Source organism: Actinoallomurus acaciae (assembly GCF_042429965.1).
Classification (GTDB): domain Bacteria; phylum Actinomycetota; class Actinomycetes; order Streptosporangiales; family Streptosporangiaceae; genus Actinoallomurus; species Actinoallomurus acaciae.
Genome location: NZ_JBHLZP010000150.1, coordinates 1 through 16,513, shown reverse-complemented (window position 1 = coordinate 16,513; position 16,513 = coordinate 1). Strand labels below are relative to the sequence as shown.

15 protein-coding genes and 1 pseudogene are annotated in these 16,513 nt (G+C 70.0%); 7 read left to right on the top strand and 9 right to left on the bottom strand.

Annotated features, from left to right (window positions below; translation table 11 throughout):
* Both ACFFNX_RS20875 and ACFFNX_RS20870 read right to left on the bottom strand, forming a co-directional pair.
* A partial coding sequence (locus tag ACFFNX_RS20875) for a DUF2079 domain-containing protein (protein WP_378204632.1) occupies positions 1-1,067 on the bottom strand: 1,067 nt, incomplete at its 3' end.
* Positions 1,067-1,489 (bottom strand): annotated as a pseudogene (locus ACFFNX_RS20870) (HIT family protein); the annotation flags it as partial. The pseudogene ACFFNX_RS20870 and the gene ACFFNX_RS20875, both read right to left, overlap by 1 nt.
* 22 nt (positions 1,490-1,511) lie before the next feature.
* Here ACFFNX_RS20870 and ACFFNX_RS20865 point away from each other — a divergent pair.
* Together ACFFNX_RS20865 and ACFFNX_RS20860 are read left to right on the top strand one after the other, a co-directional pair.
* Positions 1,512-2,240: an ATP-binding cassette domain-containing protein gene (locus ACFFNX_RS20865; RefSeq protein ID WP_378204629.1), complete on the top strand. Its 729-nt coding sequence runs from the start codon at positions 1,512-1,514 to the stop codon at positions 2,238-2,240.
* A 62-nt stretch (positions 2,241-2,302) separates the two neighbouring features.
* Positions 2,303-2,992: a hypothetical protein gene (locus tag ACFFNX_RS20860; RefSeq protein ID WP_378204626.1), complete on the top strand. Its 690-nt coding sequence runs from the start codon at positions 2,303-2,305 to the stop codon at positions 2,990-2,992.
* A 19-nt stretch (positions 2,993-3,011) separates the two neighbouring features.
* Here the strand turns inward: ACFFNX_RS20860 and ACFFNX_RS20855 are convergent, their stop codons facing one another.
* Both ACFFNX_RS20855 and rlmN read right to left on the bottom strand, forming a co-directional pair.
* Positions 3,012-3,518, bottom strand: coding sequence for a DivIVA domain-containing protein (locus tag ACFFNX_RS20855; protein WP_378204623.1), 507 nt, complete (start codon positions 3,516-3,518; stop codon positions 3,012-3,014).
* A 79-nt stretch (positions 3,519-3,597) separates the two neighbouring features.
* Positions 3,598-4,722, bottom strand: a complete 1,125-nt coding sequence (gene rlmN, locus ACFFNX_RS20850; RefSeq protein ID WP_378204620.1) for a dual-specificity RNA methyltransferase RlmN — start codon at positions 4,720-4,722, stop codon at positions 3,598-3,600.
* A gap of 1,364 nt (positions 4,723-6,086) precedes the next feature.
* Between rlmN and ACFFNX_RS20845 the strand changes: the two genes are divergently transcribed.
* The gene (locus ACFFNX_RS20845) at positions 6,087-7,283 is read left to right on the top strand and encodes a suppressor of fused domain protein (RefSeq protein WP_378204617.1); all 1,197 of its coding nucleotides are present in this window, start codon (positions 6,087-6,089) and stop codon (positions 7,281-7,283) included.
* 117 nt (positions 7,284-7,400) lie between these two features.
* On the opposite strand, the gene ACFFNX_RS20840 is transcribed toward ACFFNX_RS20845, so the two are convergent.
* Genes ACFFNX_RS20840 through rpsB form a run of 5 tightly spaced genes read right to left on the bottom strand, consistent with a single transcriptional unit; the run spans position 7,401 to position 11,515 of the window.
* Complete coding sequence (locus tag ACFFNX_RS20840) at positions 7,401-8,261, bottom strand: phosphatidate cytidylyltransferase (RefSeq protein ID WP_378204614.1); 861 nt, start codon at positions 8,259-8,261, stop codon at positions 7,401-7,403.
* A gap of 20 nt (positions 8,262-8,281) precedes the next feature.
* Positions 8,282-8,839, bottom strand: coding sequence for a ribosome recycling factor (frr, locus tag ACFFNX_RS20835; RefSeq protein WP_378204611.1), 558 nt, complete (start codon positions 8,837-8,839; stop codon positions 8,282-8,284).
* Positions 8,840-8,855: 16 nt separating this feature from the next.
* Positions 8,856-9,623 carry a UMP kinase gene (pyrH, locus tag ACFFNX_RS20830; RefSeq protein ID WP_378204608.1) on the bottom strand — a complete coding sequence of 256 codons (768 nt, stop codon included), beginning with the start codon at positions 9,621-9,623 and terminating at the stop codon, positions 8,856-8,858.
* Between the two features lie 41 nt (positions 9,624-9,664).
* Positions 9,665-10,501 carry a translation elongation factor Ts gene (gene tsf, locus ACFFNX_RS20825; protein ID WP_378204605.1) on the bottom strand — a complete coding sequence of 279 codons (837 nt, stop codon included), beginning with the start codon at positions 10,499-10,501 and terminating at the stop codon, positions 9,665-9,667.
* Positions 10,502-10,540: 39 nt separating this feature from the next.
* Positions 10,541-11,515, bottom strand: coding sequence for a 30S ribosomal protein S2 (gene rpsB, locus ACFFNX_RS20820; RefSeq protein ID WP_378204602.1), 975 nt, complete (start codon positions 11,513-11,515; stop codon positions 10,541-10,543).
* A 260-nt stretch (positions 11,516-11,775) separates the two neighbouring features.
* Here rpsB and ACFFNX_RS20815 point away from each other — a divergent pair, with 260 nt between their 5' ends.
* The 4 genes from ACFFNX_RS20815 to dprA all read left to right on the top strand — a co-directional run bounded on the left by ACFFNX_RS20815 (position 11,776) and on the right by dprA (position 16,201).
* Positions 11,776-12,261 carry a M23 family metallopeptidase gene (locus ACFFNX_RS20815; protein ID WP_378204598.1) on the top strand — a complete coding sequence of 162 codons (486 nt, stop codon included), beginning with the start codon at positions 11,776-11,778 and terminating at the stop codon, positions 12,259-12,261.
* Between the two features lie 88 nt (positions 12,262-12,349).
* Positions 12,350-12,709: a YraN family protein gene (locus tag ACFFNX_RS20810; protein WP_378204595.1), complete on the top strand. Its 360-nt coding sequence runs from the start codon at positions 12,350-12,352 to the stop codon at positions 12,707-12,709.
* Positions 12,710-14,269 (top strand): YifB family Mg chelatase-like AAA ATPase, encoded by a 1,560-nt coding sequence (locus ACFFNX_RS20805; RefSeq protein ID WP_378204592.1) that lies wholly within the window; start codon positions 12,710-12,712, stop codon positions 14,267-14,269.
* Between the two features lie 786 nt (positions 14,270-15,055).
* The gene (gene dprA, locus ACFFNX_RS20800; RefSeq protein WP_378204590.1) at positions 15,056-16,201 is read left to right on the top strand and encodes a DNA-processing protein DprA; all 1,146 of its coding nucleotides are present in this window, start codon (positions 15,056-15,058) and stop codon (positions 16,199-16,201) included.
* Positions 16,202-16,513: the final 312 nt, after the last annotated feature.

The window sequence follows — 16,513 nt, the reverse complement described above, 5'->3', positions numbered from 1 at the left end:
CGCTCGGCCCGCAGCCGCGGCAGCAGCCGCCCGAGGCGGGCCGCGCCGTCGACGCCGGCCGCGACGAGGAGGGCGGCCAGCGCGACGTTGTAGTGGAACCGTGGCTCCCACCAGTGCCCGAACCGGTTCGCCAGCATCCGCTCGGCCAGCAGCGGCAGCACGGCCAGCGTGATCGGTGACATGAGCGGGAGCAGCAGCAGCGGTGCCACCAGCCACAGCATCGTCGTCACCTTCACGTGCGGGGTGACCAGGAGCCTCCCGACGGTCCACGGGTGCGTGAGCGCGCCGGCGGCCGCGTGCGGCAGGTCGCGGCCGAGCGCGTCGTACGCCCAGTAGTAGTCGGCCGAACCGCCGAAGGCCGGGATCAGCACCCGGGAGGCCAGCCAGGTCCAGAGCACCCCGGCCACGAGGTGGAGCGCCCCGCGTCTCCGTTCGCCGGGCCGGGTCAGCAGGTACAGCCCGAAGCCGGCGACCAGCAGGCCCATGTCCTCCTTGACCAGCAGCAGGGCGCCGGCCGCCGCCGCGCTCTGCCACCGCCGGCCGGCCTCGTGGCGTTCGAGCATGAGCATCGACAGGACCGGCGCGAACGCCATCTCGTGAAAGTCGAACGCCAGCGTCTCGGCCACCGGCCACGCCAGCGCATAGACGGCGGAGACGCAGTACGCCGGCCCGCTCCCGAGCCGGCGGCGCGTGAACGCCCAGAGCGGGACGATCGCCAGTGCGAGCAGCACCGACTGGGCGACGAGGAGGGTCTGCGGCCCGTCGTGGATCCAGTACAGCGGCGCGAGCAGCGCGAGGATCGGCGAGAAGTGGTCGCCGAGCACGTTGAAGTGCGCGCCGAACCCGTTGTGCACGCCCTTGACGATCGCCACGGGCAGGTGGAACCGGCTGTAGGACCGTACCGCCTGGTCGAAGATCACCAGGTCGTACGTCGTGGTGCGGAGGGCCCAGAACCGCAGGAGGGAGTACGCCGAGTAGACGGCCGCCACGACCACGGTGAGCGTGCCGACGGCCACCGCCTGACGGCGGGGCGCCCGGGTCCGCGGTTCTGTGGCCTCGGTGAGCATCAGCCGAGCGCCTCGCGCAGGCGCTTGGCGTACTCGCGTGCCTCGTCGTCGGAGTCGTACTTGGTGCGCGGCCAGAAGAACCCGCGCAGGCCGTCCTTGCGGTTGCGCGGCACGACGTGGGTGTGCAGGTGCGGGACGCTCTGGCTGATCCGGTTGTTCATCGCGACGAACGACCCGGCGGCGCCGAACACGGTCTCCATCGCCTCGGCGAGCCGCTGGGCGGCGCCGAAGTAGGGAGCCAGCAGTTCGGGCGGCAGGTCGGGCAGGGTCTCGTAGTGCTCCCGCGGCACGAGCAGCGTGTGCCCCTTGAACAGTGGCCGGGTGTCGAGGAAGGCCACGGCGGGCCCGTCGTCGTCCAGCACGACGTGGGCGGGTCGCCTCCCCGCGACGATCTCGCAGAACGCGCAGTCCATGGTGGCATTCTTCCGCTTACGTTGGGCTTATGTGACGCCGGTAGAGTCCGGGGTCGTGCAGTTGGAGCAGGTTGCCTTCCGCTACCGGCGACGCGCGCCGTGGGTGCTCCGCGATGTGACGCTGACCGTACCCCGGGGACGGCTCATCGAGGTCAGCGGGGCCAACGGAGCGGGCAAGTCGACGCTGTTGCGGCTGCTGGCCGGAGTGGTCCCCCCGGTACGCGGCCGCGTGTCGGGCCGGCCGGCGCGCGTCGGGTACGCCCCGGAGCTCTTCCCCGCCGCCCAGCCCTTCACCGCGAGCGCCTATCTGGGCCACATGGCGAGGATCCGGGGCGTCGACGACTCCGCCGTGCCGAGGTGGGCGGCGCGCCTGGGCTTCTCCGGCCTGCTCGACACCCGGCTGACCGACCTGTCGAAGGGCAGCGCCCACAAGGCGGGCCTGATCCAGGCTCTGATCGCCGAACCCGACCTCCTGGTGCTGGACGAACCCTTCGCGGGACTGGACGCCGAGACCCGTACGGCACTGCCGTCGCTCCTGTCCGGCCTCACCGCGGGCGGCACGTCGGTGGTCGTGAGCGATCACCAGGGCGACCTGCGAAAACTCCCGGACGTCGTCCGGTGGCGCGTCTCGGGCCACACGGTGACGACGGGCGACATACCGGACGAGCACGCGATCGTGGAGGTCACCGTACGCTCCGACGAGGCCGACGCCCTGGTCGAACGCCTGACCGCCGACGGCTACCATGCCCGCCGCCGATGACCGCACGCCTCGACCACCGGCGGCCGTCACCCCCCGCTTCGCCGCCCTTCGGAAGACGGACGATGATCGCTGTAGTGCGCTACCAGCTCAGTGGGTACCTGCGCTCGGTGCGCGCGCTGCACCCGGTGCTCGCGCTGGCGTTGCTGTTGGCGATCATGTTCTCCGACCCGGTCGGGGGTACGCCGGCCGAAGTACGGCAGGGGACGATGAACGCCATCGCCGACCTGGCCGTGCTGGTCTTCCCGATCTGCGCCTGGGCGGCACGCGGCCTCCTCGACACCGAGCCGGACGTCCAGCGGCACGTGTCCGCGGTCACCGCGGGCCGCCGGCGGGCCCTCATCGCCGGCCTGGTCTCCGCGTACGTCTTCAGCGTCGTGCTGGCGCTGATCGGCCCGATCTACCTGCTGGCCGAGGCCGCCGGTTCCGGGTTGACGCCTCAGGTCGCCCTCAGCGCCGCGCTGCTCCCCCTGTCGGCCCTGGCCGCGACCGCGCTCGGCGCGCTGACCAGCCGCGCCGTCATCCCCTCGACGGGCACCTCGATCCTCGTCCTGCTGGGCGGCTGCGGCCTCAACCTCATCGTCGGCATGACACCGCTGCGCCTCCTGGCGATCCCGATGATCGACTGGATGCGCGCCGCCGGCCACGGCCCCTCGGGCCTCACCGGCGCCTTCCCCGAACTGGCCGCACGCACCCTCGTGTGGACCGCTCTCGCGCTCGCCCTGTACGTCCGGCTGCGCCGCACCCGCCCCTGACGTCGAATCGCGGCGCCGCTCAGCCCTCGGAGCGGAGGCGTTCGATCTCGGCCGCCAGGCGGTCCAGGAAGGCGTCCACCTCCGCCTGCCGGTAGCCGGGACGCATCCGGGTCGTCGCGAACTCCGACTTCTTCACCACCGACGCCCGAGCGCTCCCCTTCCGCAGGGTGGTGATGGTCGTGTCGAGGAAGTCGTCGACCTCCTGCTCGTCGTACCCGGGGGTGAGCCGCGTCGTCCTGAACCGCACGTTGCGCACCAGGCCGATGAGCCGGTCCACCTCGCCCGAGGCCATGCGGTTGCCGCCGGCCTCGTCCTCCAGCGCGCGGATGTACTCCTCGAGCTTGTCGTCCACGGCCTTCATCCGGTACCCGCGCACCGCCCGCCCGAATCTCGTGCGGTTGACCTCATCGGCCGTCACCGGCGGCGCGTACAGCGGGCTCCGGCCGAGCGTCCCCTCGACACGGCCGATGAGCGCGTCCACCTGAGCGGTGCTGTAGCCACGGAGGGCGCGCGGAAAGTCTGGCATCCGAGCATTGTTTCCGATCTCCGCCGCCCAGGCGATGCGTTATGGCCGTAACCGGCCCGCGGATCGGCTTCGGGTGTGCCTATCCCTGCCGGGTCCGCAGCGGGGGTTCTTGAGGCATCGCCGCGAGCTGCCCGCAGGCCCCGTCGATCTCCTGACCACGCGTGTCGCGTACGGTGACCGGCACGCCGTGCGCCTCCAGATGCCGGACGAACTCGGTCTGGACGGAGGGCCGCGAGGCGGTCCACTTCGAGCCGGGCGTCGGGTTGAGCGGGATCAGGTTGACGTGCACGGGATGGCCCTTGATGAGCCGCCCGAGCAGGTCGGCGCGCCAGCCCTGGTCGTTGATGTCGCGGATCAGCGCGTACTCGATGGAGACACGCCGCCGGGTGCGGTCGGCGTACGCCCAGGCGGCGTCGAGAACCTCGGCGACCTTCCAGCGCGTGTTGATGGGAACGAGCTCGTCACGCAGTTCGTCGTCGGGCGCGTGCAGCGACACCGCGAGGCGCACCTTCAGGTCGAGGTCGGCGAGCCGTCCGATCGCGGGTACGAGACCGACCGTCGAGACGGTGATGTTGCGCTGGGAGATGCCGAGCCCGGCCGGACTGGGGTCACTGAACCGGTGGATCGCCCGCAGCACGTTGTTGAACGACGCGAGCGGCTCGCCCATCCCCATGAAGACGATGTTGCTGACCCGCCCCTCACCGCCGGGTATCTGGCCCCGGGCCAGCGCGCGGGCCCCGGCCACCACCTGCTCGACGATCTCGGCCGTCGACAGGTTACGGGTGAGCCCCGCCTGACCGGTCGCGCAGAAGGGGCAGTTCATGCCGCAGCCGGCCTGGGAGGACACGCACATCGTCACGCGGTCGGGGTACCTCATCAGGACCGACTCGATCAGCGTGCCGTCGAACGCCTTCCACAGCGTCTTGCGGGTCATGCCCTCGTCGCAGACCTGGTCACGCACCGAGGTGAGCAGGGGCGGCATCAGCTCGGCCACGAGACGGTCCCGCACGGCCGCCGGCAGGTCGGTCATGTCAGCCGGGTCATCGACCAGCCGGCCGAAGTAGTGCCGGGAGAGCTGATCGGCACGGAACGGCTTCTCATCCAGCGCGGCGACGGCCTCCCGACGCTCGTCGGGAGACAGATCGGCGAGATGACGGGGCGGCTTGGCCCGCCGCGGCGCGGCGAAGGTGAGCTGAGCGGACATGTTCGTACCAGTGTGGCAGACACCTGGGAGAGCTTTGACCGCACGTCACCCCCGGCCGCACCTGCGATCGACACAGCCCCTTAGCGAACGCGGACACCAGCACCGACACCAGCCCCACGACAAGACCGCCGCCACGCCCCGAGCGTAACGAAGCGGACACGAAACGCCTAGGGGGGCGAAGCGGACGCCCGAAGCCTTCGACGCCCCCGAGACGGCCGCGAAGCCCTTAGCGACCAAGAATCGCAAGCCGAGACCTGCGACGACCGCAAGGCGGAAGCGAAGCTCCCGGCAACAGCGAGCCGAACACCGAACCCCGAGCATGAACGCGAAGCCCCGGAGACCGCGGAGCGCAAGCCGAGGCCTTCGAGGTTCGGTGTTTGCTTCGTGAGCGCCGGGGGTTTGGTGTTGGCCTCGTGGTTGCCGCAACCAAGCGAACGTCGAACCTCACCGACCGCGAAGCGAACTGCGAAACCCTTGGCGCCCGCAGGCAGACACGAAGTCACCAGCGACCACAGAGCGAAACCCCCGGCAGCCGCGAGGCCAAGGCCGAAACCCCCGGCAACTACAGACAACCGCCAAGCACCCAACGACGGCGAAGCGAACCCCGAAACCCCCGGCAACCACGAGGTCTACGCCAAACCCCTGACGACCGCGAAGCAAACGCCGAACCCCCACCGACCGCGAAACGGACACCGAAACCCATGGCGCCCGCAGGCAGACACGAAGTCACCAGCGACCACAGAGCAAAACCCCCGGCAACTACAAGACAGCCGCCAATCACCCAGCTACGGCGAAGCCCGCGGCGACCGCGAAGCGAACGCCGAGGCCCCCGGCGACCACGAGGCCGACGCCAAACCCCCGGCGCTCGCGAAGCAAACACCAAACCCCTACCGACCAGGAGGCGAACGCCGAAACCCCGGCGATCGCAGGGCAACCGCCAGGCCCTCCGCAGCGGCGAGGCAGACGCGAAGCCCCCAGGGACAGTGGGGCAGACACAGGGCCCCCAGCGACAGCGAGGCAGATACGAAGCCCGCCAGCGGCGCAGACGCGAAGCTCCCAGCGACGGCGGGGCAGACACGAAGCCTCCAGCGACAGCGAGGCAGACGCGGGGCCTCCAGCGACGGCGAGGCGCGAGCCGAAGCCTGCGGTGACCGCGCGACAGGCGCCAAACTCCAGCGCCCGTCGGGCGAGGGCCGAAACCCCCCGGCGGCCGCACGGCAGACGCGAATTCCCCGGTTGCGGTGAGGCAGGCGTCGGGTCGGTGAGTGCGTCTCAGGGTGCGGTTTGGACAAGAGGGGGTTCTGTCGGCCGGTCGGTGCTCCGCGCGGGCCCCGGAATCACTACAGTCCCTTCCTATGCCGGTATTGCGTAGAACGCCGCGGGAGGCGCGGGTCCTGCTCAGTGACACCAGCCCCTACGGGAGCCGTGTCCTCGACGTTGAGTTCGACCAGGTCGCCACCGCGGCGTACCTGCGTACCAGTGACGGAGAGACGGTCGCGGCCAGCTGGGTCGCCAATCATCAGGAAGCGCCGTACCACGCCGATCTGGCGCGGCTCAATGCCGGCCTGGTGCCCGCGCTGCCCAGCGGCCGTACGAAACACCCCAAGGGGCGGCCGCCGCTCGACCCCCGGACGTTGAAGGTCGTGTGGTTCGAGGAGGGTGACGGGGTCGCGTTGATGGAGGCCGGGCAGCCGTTGTGCGTCATCCCCGGCTGGTCCGACATGGACCGCGGCATCCCCGGATACGCGCGGGAGGCGATCGGGCGGAGCCCGTTCGCGTTCGCGCTCGACGATGAGATCGACGAACTCGGCCCCCGGATACTGCAGGCCGAGGCGTTCTGGAGCTGGCGGCGTGGGCAGGGCGCCTGGGAGGCCTTCCAGCAGTCACTGCTCGGCCATCTCCTGAGCCGCCTGGGGCCGGGCGGCTACTACTGGCATGACATCGGCCGCCAGCCGGCCCGTACGGACAACGGGTCGCAGCCCCCCGTACCCGCGCCACGACCTCCCGAGCCCGCGCCACGGCCCGCCACGCCCGCAGCCACCACGCCGCCGCGGCGCGAACCGACCGTGGGCGTCTCCGAGCGTCCGGCGCGCGGCGACCGGTCGTACAACGTGCTGTCGACCGTCGGCATGAGCTGCCAGCGGATGCCCACGGTCGAGCTGTACGAGGACAACGTCGGCGAACACGCCCGCATCGAACTCGCGGTCGCCACGACCTTGCCCAGCGTGCAGGCGGGCAGGGTCTTTCCGTGGCTGGCGCAGTATCCATGGCAGGCCGTCACCTCCTTCGCGCCGGGCGACAACGTGAAGTGGTATCACGAGGCTCGGACATTCCCGCTGGGCCCGACCTGGGAAGGCGTCCTCCTGCTCGACAACCCGAACCGCCTCGAGGGCCCGGCCGCGCCCGATCTGACGGCGTTCTCCTTCGGCGGCGACCGGGTGCAGTGGCTGTGGATCGTCCCGATCACCGAGGAGGAGCGGCAGTACGGCAAGCAGGAGGGTTCGGACGCCCTCATCGAACGCCTCGCCCGCAAGGGGCGCAGCTGGGTCGTGGGCGAATAGCCGAGGCTCGACGCGGGAGCGCGTCCCGGCGCTCGACACCGTACGGAGGCGGCAACCGCCCCGTACGGTGAGGGCCACGCGCCGGGCGCCCGCGATCGGCCGCCCGGCGTCACGGGTCTACGTGGGCGGCACGAACACCTGGAACAGCAGCCAGACCACCGGGACCGTCGCCAGGAGCGAGTCGAGGCGATCCATGACCCCGCCGTGTTCGGGCAGGAGGTTGCCCATGTCCTTGATCCCCAGGTCCCGTTTGATCATCGACTCGATGAGGTCGCCGAGAGTCGCCGAGCAGACCGCGGCCGCGCCGACGATGACGCCCTGCCACCAGTGACCGTGCAACAGCCACGGCAGCAGGAATCCTCCGACGATCATGCAGGTCAGCGCCGAGCCGCTGACCCCCTCCCACGTCTTCTTCGGGCTGATGGAAGGGGCCATCTTGTGGCTGCCCAGGAAGGAACCGGCGAAGAACCCGCCGATGTCGCTGGCGACCGTGACCGCGATGAAGATCAGTACGCGGTCGGCGCCGTCCGAGGCGGCCAGCAGGAGCACGACGAATCCGGCGAGGAACCAGATGTAGGCGGTGGCGAACACGCCCGCCGTCGCGTCGCGGACGTAGCCGTCCTGGCCTCGGGGCAGTCGCCAGAGCAGGACGACGAGGGACGTCAGGCCGAAGCCCGCGACCAGCGCGGTCGTACCCCAGAAATAGGTGCACAACACCGTCGCGAGCCCGCCGGCCATGACCGGCACCCACGGGATCCGGATGCCGCGCGAGTCGAACGCCCGGATGAACTCCCAGACCGCGATGCCCAGGAAGATGACGACGACGGCGAGAAAGATCTCTTTGACCGTGTAGAGCGACAGCAGCACCACGGCGCCCAGCCCCACACCGACCGCGACGGCGATGGGGAGGTTACGGCTGGATCCGCGCTTCTTTTTGCCCGTGTCCGCCTGCTCCTCCGGGATCTCCGGTGCCGGCATGGGGGCTTGTTCGAGTCCCACTAGACCTCGAGCAGCTCGGCCTTCTTGTGTTCGAGCAACTCGTCGATCTTGGCGACGTGCTTGTGCGTGAAGTCGTCGAGATCCTTCTCCGCGCGGTGCACCTCGTCCTCGCCCGCGTCGCCGGCCTTGGCGAGCTTGTCCAAGGCGTCCTTGGCGTGACGGCGGATGTTGCGGATCGAGACCCGCGACTCCTCCGCCTTGTGCCCGGCCACCTTGGTGAACTCCTTGCGGCGCTCCTCCGACAGCTCGGGGAAGACCACACGGATGATCTTCCCGTCGTTGCCCGGGTTGACACCCAGGTCGCTCTCGCGAATGGCCTTCTCGATCGCGTTCATCGACGAGGCGTCGTACGGCTGGATGATGACCATGCGCGGCTCGGGGAGCTGGAACGACGCGAGCTGGTTGATGGGCGTCTGCGTCCCGTAGTACTCCGCGGTGATCTTGTTGAACATCGCGGGCGTGACCCGGCCGGTACGGATACTGGTGAAGTCTTCCTTGGCGACAGTGACGGCCTTGTCCATCTTCTCCTCGGCCTCGAGGAGGATTTCGTCGATCACCTTAGGCTCCTGTATTTCAACTGTCCGCCGGACATACCAATGTGCCGATCTTTTCACCGCGTACGGCACGCACGATGTTGCCCTGACCCATCAGGTCGAAGACCACGATCGGCAGGCCGTTGTCCATGCACAGGCTGATCGCGGTGGCATCCATGACCTTCAGCCCGCGCTGCAGCACCTCGCCGTACTCCAGCCGGTCGAACCGGAACGCGTCCGGGTTCTTCTTCGGGTCCGCGTCGTACACGCCGTCGACCTGCGTGCCCTTGAGCACCGCGTCGGCGGAGATCTCCAGGGCGCGCTGGGCAGCGGCGGTGTCGGTGGAGAAGAACGGCTGGCCGATCCCCGCTCCGAAGATGACCACGCGGCCCTTCTCGAGGTGCCGGATGGCGCGCCGCGGGATGTACGGCTCCGCCACCTGCCCCATCGTGATCGCGGTCTGCACCCGCGTCTCGACTCCGAGCTTCTCGAGGAAGTCCTGCAGGGCCAGGCAGTTGATCACGGTGCCGAGCATGCCCATGTAGTCGCCCCGGGCGCGGTCCATGCCGCGAGCCGACATCTGCGCGCCGCGGAACATGTTCCCACCGCCGCACACGACGGCGACCTGCACTCCCTCGCGCGTGACCTCGGCGACCGCCTTAGCGATGTGCTGCACGATCGCCGGGTCGATGCCGAGCCCCTCACCGCCGGCGAACGCCTCACCGGACAGCTTGAGGAGGACACGTTTCCAGCCATGGGACTGGGACGACGGAGCCGCCGTCGTGTCGGTCGTTTCCTTCTCCTGCACGGCGGCGGCTCCTTAGTCTCTCGTTCTGTCTTCGGCGACCCTCAGGCCTGTCCGACCTTGAACCGGGCAAAGCGCTTGACGGTCACGCCGGACTCCTGGAGGACCTTAGCGATCGTCTTCTTGGGGTCCTTCACGAAGGGCTGCTCAAGAAGGACGAAGTCCTTGAAGTAGGACCGTACGCGTCCCTCGACGATCTTGGGAATCGCCTGCTCGGGCTTGCCCTCCTCTCGCGTGATCTTCTCCGCGAGGGCCCGCTCCTTGGCGACGACGTCCTCGGGGACGTCGTCGTTGCTGAGGTACTTCGGCGACATCGCGGCGATCTGCTGCGCGATGTCCTTGGCGACCTCGGTGTTCTCGCTGTCCAGCTCGACCAGCACGCCGGTGGTCGGCGGCAGGGACGGGTCGGACTTGTGGAGGTAGCTGGCCACGTAGCCGCCCGTGAAGTGAGCGAAACGACGCAGCTCGAGCTTCTCGCCGATCTTGGCGCTGTTGTTGTCGATCAGCTGCTGGACGGTCGTACCCGGCTCGATCTCCGCGGCGAGCAGCGCCGGCACGTCCGCCACGTCGGTGTTCGCGACGAACACGGCGATCTGGTCGGCCAGCGCGATGAACTGCTCGTTCTTCGCGACGAAGTCGGTCTCGCAGTTGAGCTCGATCAGCGTGCCGTCGTTGTCGCCCTTGAAGTGCTGGGCGACCAGGCCGTTGGCGGCGGTGCGCTCGGCGCGCTTGCCGACGTCCTTGGCGCCCTTGAGACGCAGGAGCTCGACGGCCTTGTCGAAGTCGCCCTCCGCCTCGGTGAGGGCGTTCTTACACGCCATCATGCCGGAGCCGGTGAGCTCACGTAGCCGCTTGACATCGGCGGCGGTGAAGTTCGCCATTGTGGTCTTTCTCTTTCGTCTTCGGTTGTCGGCCGGCCGTCAGGCTTCCTGGGCGGGCTGCTCTGGCGTCGTCTCAGCCTGCGCCTCAGCCGGAGCCTGCGCCTCAGCCGGAGCCTGCGCTTCAGCCGGAGCCTGCTCCTCGGCCGGGGCCTGCTCCTCAGCGGGAGCCTGCTCCTCGGCCGGAGCCTGTGCCTCCGCCGGGGCCTGCGCCTCAGCCGCGTCGGCCTCGGCCTTCTTCTCCAGCAGCTCGCGCTCCCACTCCGGAAGCGGCTCCTCGGCTCCCACGGCGACCGGCTTCTCGTCGCCGGAGGCGGAGGCGCCCGCGCGGGAGATCAGGCCGTCGGCGACGGCGTCGGCGACCACGCGGGTGAGCAGACTGACGCTGCGAATGGCGTCGTCGTTACCCGGGATCGGGTAGTCGACCTCGTCCGGGTCGCAGTTGGTGTCGAGGATCGCGACGACCGGGATGCCGAGCTTGCGCGCCTCGTTGACGGCGATGTGCTCCTTCTTGGTGTCGCAGATCCACACCGCGCTGGGCACGCGCGCCATGTCCCGGATACCGCCGAGGGTGCGCTCGAGCTTGTCCTTCTCACGCTTGCGCATGAGGAGCTCTTTCTTCGTCAGGCCCGAACCCGCGACGTCGTCGTAGTCGATCTCCTCGAGCTCCTTCAGGCGCGTCAGGCGCTTGTGCACGGTCGAGAAGTTGGTGAGCATGCCGCCCAGCCAGCGCTGGTTGACGAAGGGCATGCCGACGCGCTGCGCCTGCTCGGAGATCGACTCCTGCGCCTGCTTCTTGGTGCCGACGAACAGGATCGTGCCGCCGTGGGCGACCGTCTCCTTGATGAAGTCGTAGGCGCGGTCGATGTAGGACAGCGACTGCTGCAGGTCGATGATGTAGATGCCGTTGCGCTCGGTGAAGATGAAACGCTTCATCTTCGGGTTCCAGCGCCGGGTCTGATGCCCGAAGTGCACGCCGCTCTCGAGCAGCTGCTTCATGGTAACGACGGGTGCCATGCCCGTTCCGCTCCTGTCTGGCCCTGTACGGACCGTTCTCGGTTGTTCTGGCGCCCGTGCGTGCCCCTGCCGCGACTGCCGTCACGGACCGAGAGGGCCGCCCCACCGTTCGCCGATGGCCGGCGGGCGCGTGAATTCGGTCATGCGACCGTTCAGTCAGTGTACCGGCGGTGCGCCCCTGGCGTGGAATCAGCGGGAGTTATCCACATTGGGGCGGAGGCTCTGGCGGCGAACACCGGGCGGATTCAGGCTGTGGCGGCATGACGTGGAGCGGAGTTCTCCTGGTGATCACGGCGTTGCTGCCCGCCGGTCCCGCCGACCATACGGGGTGGCGGTGGCCGCTGCGCCCGGCGCCGGAGGTGTTACGACCGTACGATCCTCCGGCCCATCCCTGGGAGGCCGGTCACCGGGGCGTCGACCTGGCGGCCCGTCCCGGGCAGGCGGTGTACGCGGCCGGGCCCGGCCGGGTCGGATTCGCACGGGACCTGGCGGGACGCGGGGTGGTCACCGTGATCCACGGACGGTTGCGCACGACCTACCTGCCCGTACGCGCGACGGTACGGCCCGGACGCGCCGTGACGGCGGGGACGCGCATCGGCGTGGTGGAGGGCGTGCTCGGGCACTGCGGCCAGGTCGCGTGCCTGCACTGGGGGCTGCGGCGAGGGTTCTCGTATCTGGACCCGCTGATCCTGGTGGGCCGGGCCCCCGTACGCCTGCTGCCCTGGTGGGACGACGATCCCCCCTGAACGCCTGCGGCGAGAGTTATCCACAGACCGCACAGGCTCTACCACTCAACGTGACCATCGGGCAGTTTCGGTGTCCGGAGGTGAGGACATGCGCGCGAAGGACGTGCTCGGGCGGCTCGGAGAGGACGCCGCCGTCCGGCATCTGATGGGGCTCGGCTGGACGATCATCGAGCGCAACTGGCGGTGCCCGGAGGGCGAGCTCGACATCGTGGCCCACGACGGATCCGGCCTGGTCGTCTGCGAGGTGAAGACGCGTTCACGGGCCGCGTACGGCACTCCGCTCGAGGCGATCACGCCCGCCAAGGCGGTGCGGCTGCGCCGGCTCGCGATGCGCTGGCTGGCGTCGCACGGCATCAGCCAGGCGGCCGCCGTCCGCATCGACGTGATCGGTCTCGTACGCGCCGGGCCCGGGCGGTTCGACGTCGACCATCTCAAGGAGGTGTGCTGAATGGCGCTCGCCCGCACCAGAGCCGTCGCCCTCCTCGGCGTGGACGGCCAGATCGTCGACGTCGAGGCCGCCATCACCAACGGCGTGCCCGGCCTGCACCTGGTCGGCCTCCCGGACACCGCGCTCAGCGAGGCACGCGACCGCGTACGGGCAGCGATATTCAACAGCGGCGAGACCTGGCCCAACCGCCACGTCACCGTGTCCCTTTTCCCCGCCAGCCTGCCCAAACGTGGCAGCGGGTTCGATCTCGCCATCGGCGTTTCGGTGCTCGGCGCGAACGAAGCCGTGCCCGTCGACGCCTGTGCGGGCCTCGTGATGATCGGCGAGCTGGGCCTCGACGGCCGCATCCGGCCCGTGTCCGGGGTTCTGCCGGCGGTCCTGACCGCGGCCGAGAACGGAGCCGACACGGTGATCGTGGCGAAGGGCAACGCCGCCGAGGCGTCGCTCGTGCCGGACGTGAAGGTGGTCGGCGTGGGTTCGCTCCGTGCCCTGCTGGCGCTGCTGCGCGACCTGCCGCCGCCCGAAGAGCCCGATGAGGAGACCGCCGACCTGACGGGCCGCGCCCCCGCCGACGTGCTGGCGTCGCGGTCGAAGGCCGGGCGTGGCGACCTGGACCTCTCCGACGTCCGCGGGCAGCCGGTGGGGCGCAAGGTCCTGGAGATCAGCGCGGCCGGCGGTCACCACGTGTTCCTCACCGGCCCGCCGGGCTGTGGCAAGACGATGCTGGCCGAGCGGCTCCCCACGCTGCTGCCCGACCTCGACCACGGCGCGGCACTGGAGGTCACGGCGATCCACTCGGTCGCCGGCACTCTTCCGGCCGACCAGCCACTGATCACCAGACCGCCGTTCCAGGCACCGCACCACACGGCGTCGCGAGCGGCCCTGGTCGGCGGCGGCGCCGGCCGGCTGATCCGGCCGGGCGCCGCCTCGCTCGCGCACCGGGGCATCCTGTTCCTGGACGAGAGCCCGGAGTTCGCCGGCGGCGTCCTGGACGCGTTACGACAGCCCCTCGAAGGGGGCGAGGTCGTGATCGCCCGGTCGGGCGCGACGGCCCGTTTCCCGGCCCGGTTCACGATGCTCCTGGCCGCGAACCCATGCCCGTGCGCCGCTCCGAAGCCCCGAGACTGCAGCTGCGCCCCTTCCGTACGACGCCGCTACCTCGCACGCATGTCCGGGCCACTGCTCGACCGCGTCGACCTCAAGTCCCAGCTGGAGGAGGTGACCAGGACCGAACTCCGCTACGACCTGACGTTCGCCGAGTCCACCGAGGTCGTGGCCGAACGGGTACTCACGGCACGAGACCGCACGAGAAGACGTCTGTCCGACACCCCATGGCGCACGAACGCGGAAATCCCCGGCCGCGAACTACGCCGCCGCTTCGCCCCACCCCACGATGCCCTGTCCGCCCTAGACCGCCCACTGACCGACGGCCGCCTGAGCGCCCGAGGCCTCGACCGAGTAGTCCGCGTCGCCTGGACCCTCACCGACCTGTCCGGCAAACAGACCCCCACCGCCGACGAGGTAAACGAAGCCCTCAGCCTCTGGGAGGGCCGCACTTGACCACCACCACCATCACCACGAACCGACCCCACCACCCACCATCACCACGCGCCCACACGACCGCCCCACCATCGCCACCGACCGGCCGACCCACCACCACCAACGACCACCACCAACCGGCCCGGCCACCGACCGACCCGACCGCCCCACCATCACCACGGGCCGACTCGACCACCCGCCAGAGCACCGACCGAACCCACCCGAGCCACACATCCAGCCGCGCGTGCGCAAAAACGCACCCCGAGGCCAGGCGACCGCACCCCAACAGACCGCCAATACAGCAACCACACCACGACGACCCTCCGCATCGCGGCTCATGCCACATCACCAAGCCAGCCCCAGCAACCACATCCCCATCTCCGACACACACGCCCAGCTATCCACCCGAACTTCGGCAGCACGACCACCGCCCCCGAATCACGCATCCAGCCACGCGTGTGCGGAGCGCCCCCAGGCCAGACAGCGGCGCCCCAACACGACCACCGACGCAGCGACCACACTACGACGGCGCACCACCTCGCGGCTCATGCCACACCACCGAGCCAGCCCCAGCAACCGCACTTCCACCCCAACAGACCTAACACCCGAACCTCGGCAGCGGGACCACCACGCACCCGAATCACAACACGCCCAACATGCCTGCATCCCCGCATCCGAGCTCCTGGGGCGGCGGCCGCCACGCCAGACACCCACAGGCGGTGATCTGCCGCACCACTCCGGTGCCTCCGACGACGCCCCATAGCCCCAGCGGCATATCCGGCGTTTCGAGACGAAGGAGAGATATCGATGATCGTTCCTGCCGAAGAACGGTTGGCGCGGGTGTTGTTGACCGCCGTGGCGGAGCCCGGTGATGAGCGCTTAGGGCGTCTGGTCGACTTGGAGGGGGCGCAGGGCGCGATCAAGGCGATACGGGCCGACGAGGTGCCCGGCTGCGACGACGAGAGCGAGCTTCGAAGACGGTTCCCCGCCTGGCGGGCCCGGCTGTCCGAGGCCGACCCCGAACGGCTTCTGGCCAGCGGTGAGGAACAGGGCGGCCGGCTGCTGTGCCCGGGTGATGCCGAGTGGCCCTCCCAGCTCGACGACCTCGGGGCGGCTCGGCCGTACGCGCTGTGGGTTCGTGGTGACCAAGACCTGCGGTTCGGATGTCTGCGTTCGGTCGCGTTGGTCGGCGCTCGTGCCGCATCGCCGTACGGAGTCCACGTCGCGGCCGAGATGGCGGCCGAACTGGCGGACAACAACTGGACCGTGGTCAGCGGCGGCGCCTACGGGATCGACGCCGCCGCGCACCGTGGCGCGCTCGGTGGCGATGGGACCACGGTGGCGGTGTTCGCCTGTGGAGTGGACGTGACCTACCCGAGTTCGCATTCGGCGCTGTTCTTGGAGATCGCCCAGAGCGGGCTGCTGGTGAGCGAACTCCCGCCCGGCGCGACGCCGACGCGTCCGCGTTTCCTGATCCGGAACAGGGTGATCGCGGCGTTGACCCGCGGCACGGTGGTGGTCGAGGCGGCACAGCGCAGCGGTGCCATCAGTACGGCCCGCCATGCCCGTGATCTCGGGCGTGCGGTGATGGTGGTGCCCGGGCCGGTCACGTCACCGACGTCCGCCGGCTGCCACACGATTCTGCGTGAATGGGCTGAGGCCGTCTGCGTGACCGATACAGCCGACGTACTCGACCGGGTCGGGCTCATCGGTGATGACCTGGCGCCCGAACGCCGAGGCCCGGTGCTCGACCGTGACCGGCTCGGCCCGGCGGCGCGGGATGTCCTCGAAGCATTTCCGGCTCGGGGCGGAGTGGGCGCCGCCCGCATCGCCGTGAACGCAGGCGTCGACCTCGACACCGCACTGGCCTGCCTCGGCGCACTCGCCGCAGGCGGATTCATCGAACGCTGCGCGAAGGGATGGAAGCTACGGCGCGACTCAATCCGATCATGAGAGCACCACCGCCACGAACGCCTTCGAGTCGGCGGCTCTGGTGTGGTGGCCACGGGACCTTCGCTGCCGCTGAGGCTGCTGGAGGCCTCGGCCTGCGCCGATGCCGGTCTGGACCTGGCGAGCTGAGACACCGGCATCGGTAGCGGCCTCGGCCACGCTGGCCATGCATGGCCACGAGCTGGACTCGGTACGGCACGCTCCGCCGTACCGACACGCTCCGCCGTGTGGGGCGCGCAGACGTGCGGGGGACGCGGACGTGCGGGGGACGCGGACGTGCGGGGGACGCGGACGTGCGGGGGACGCGGACGTGCG

Bases quoted from the DNA above. Each gene is read 5' to 3' on its own strand.
- rpsB (WP_378204602.1), bottom strand. From the start codon at position 11,515: ATGGCACCCGTCGTTACCATGAAGCAGCTGCTCGAGAGCGGCGTGCAC.
- ACFFNX_RS20810 (WP_378204595.1), top strand. From the start codon at position 12,350: ATGCGCGCGAAGGACGTGCTCGGGCGGCTCGGAGAGGACGCCGCCGTC.
- ACFFNX_RS20860 (WP_378204626.1), top strand. From the start codon at position 2,303: ATGATCGCTGTAGTGCGCTACCAGCTCAGTGGGTACCTGCGCTCGGTG.
- rlmN (WP_378204620.1), bottom strand. From the start codon at position 4,722: ATGTCCGCTCAGCTCACCTTCGCCGCGCCGCGGCGGGCCAAGCCGCCC.
- dprA (WP_378204590.1), top strand. From the start codon at position 15,056: ATGATCGTTCCTGCCGAAGAACGGTTGGCGCGGGTGTTGTTGACCGCC.
- tsf (WP_378204605.1), bottom strand. From the start codon at position 10,501: ATGGCGAACTTCACCGCCGCCGATGTCAAGCGGCTACGTGAGCTCACC.
- ACFFNX_RS20805 (WP_378204592.1), top strand. From the start codon at position 12,710: ATGGCGCTCGCCCGCACCAGAGCCGTCGCCCTCCTCGGCGTGGACGGC.
- ACFFNX_RS20815 (WP_378204598.1), top strand. From the start codon at position 11,776: ATGACGTGGAGCGGAGTTCTCCTGGTGATCACGGCGTTGCTGCCCGCC.
- ACFFNX_RS20855 (WP_378204623.1), bottom strand. From the start codon at position 3,518: ATGCCAGACTTTCCGCGCGCCCTCCGTGGCTACAGCACCGCTCAGGTG.
- ACFFNX_RS20840 (WP_378204614.1), bottom strand. From the start codon at position 8,261: ATGCCGGCACCGGAGATCCCGGAGGAGCAGGCGGACACGGGCAAAAAG.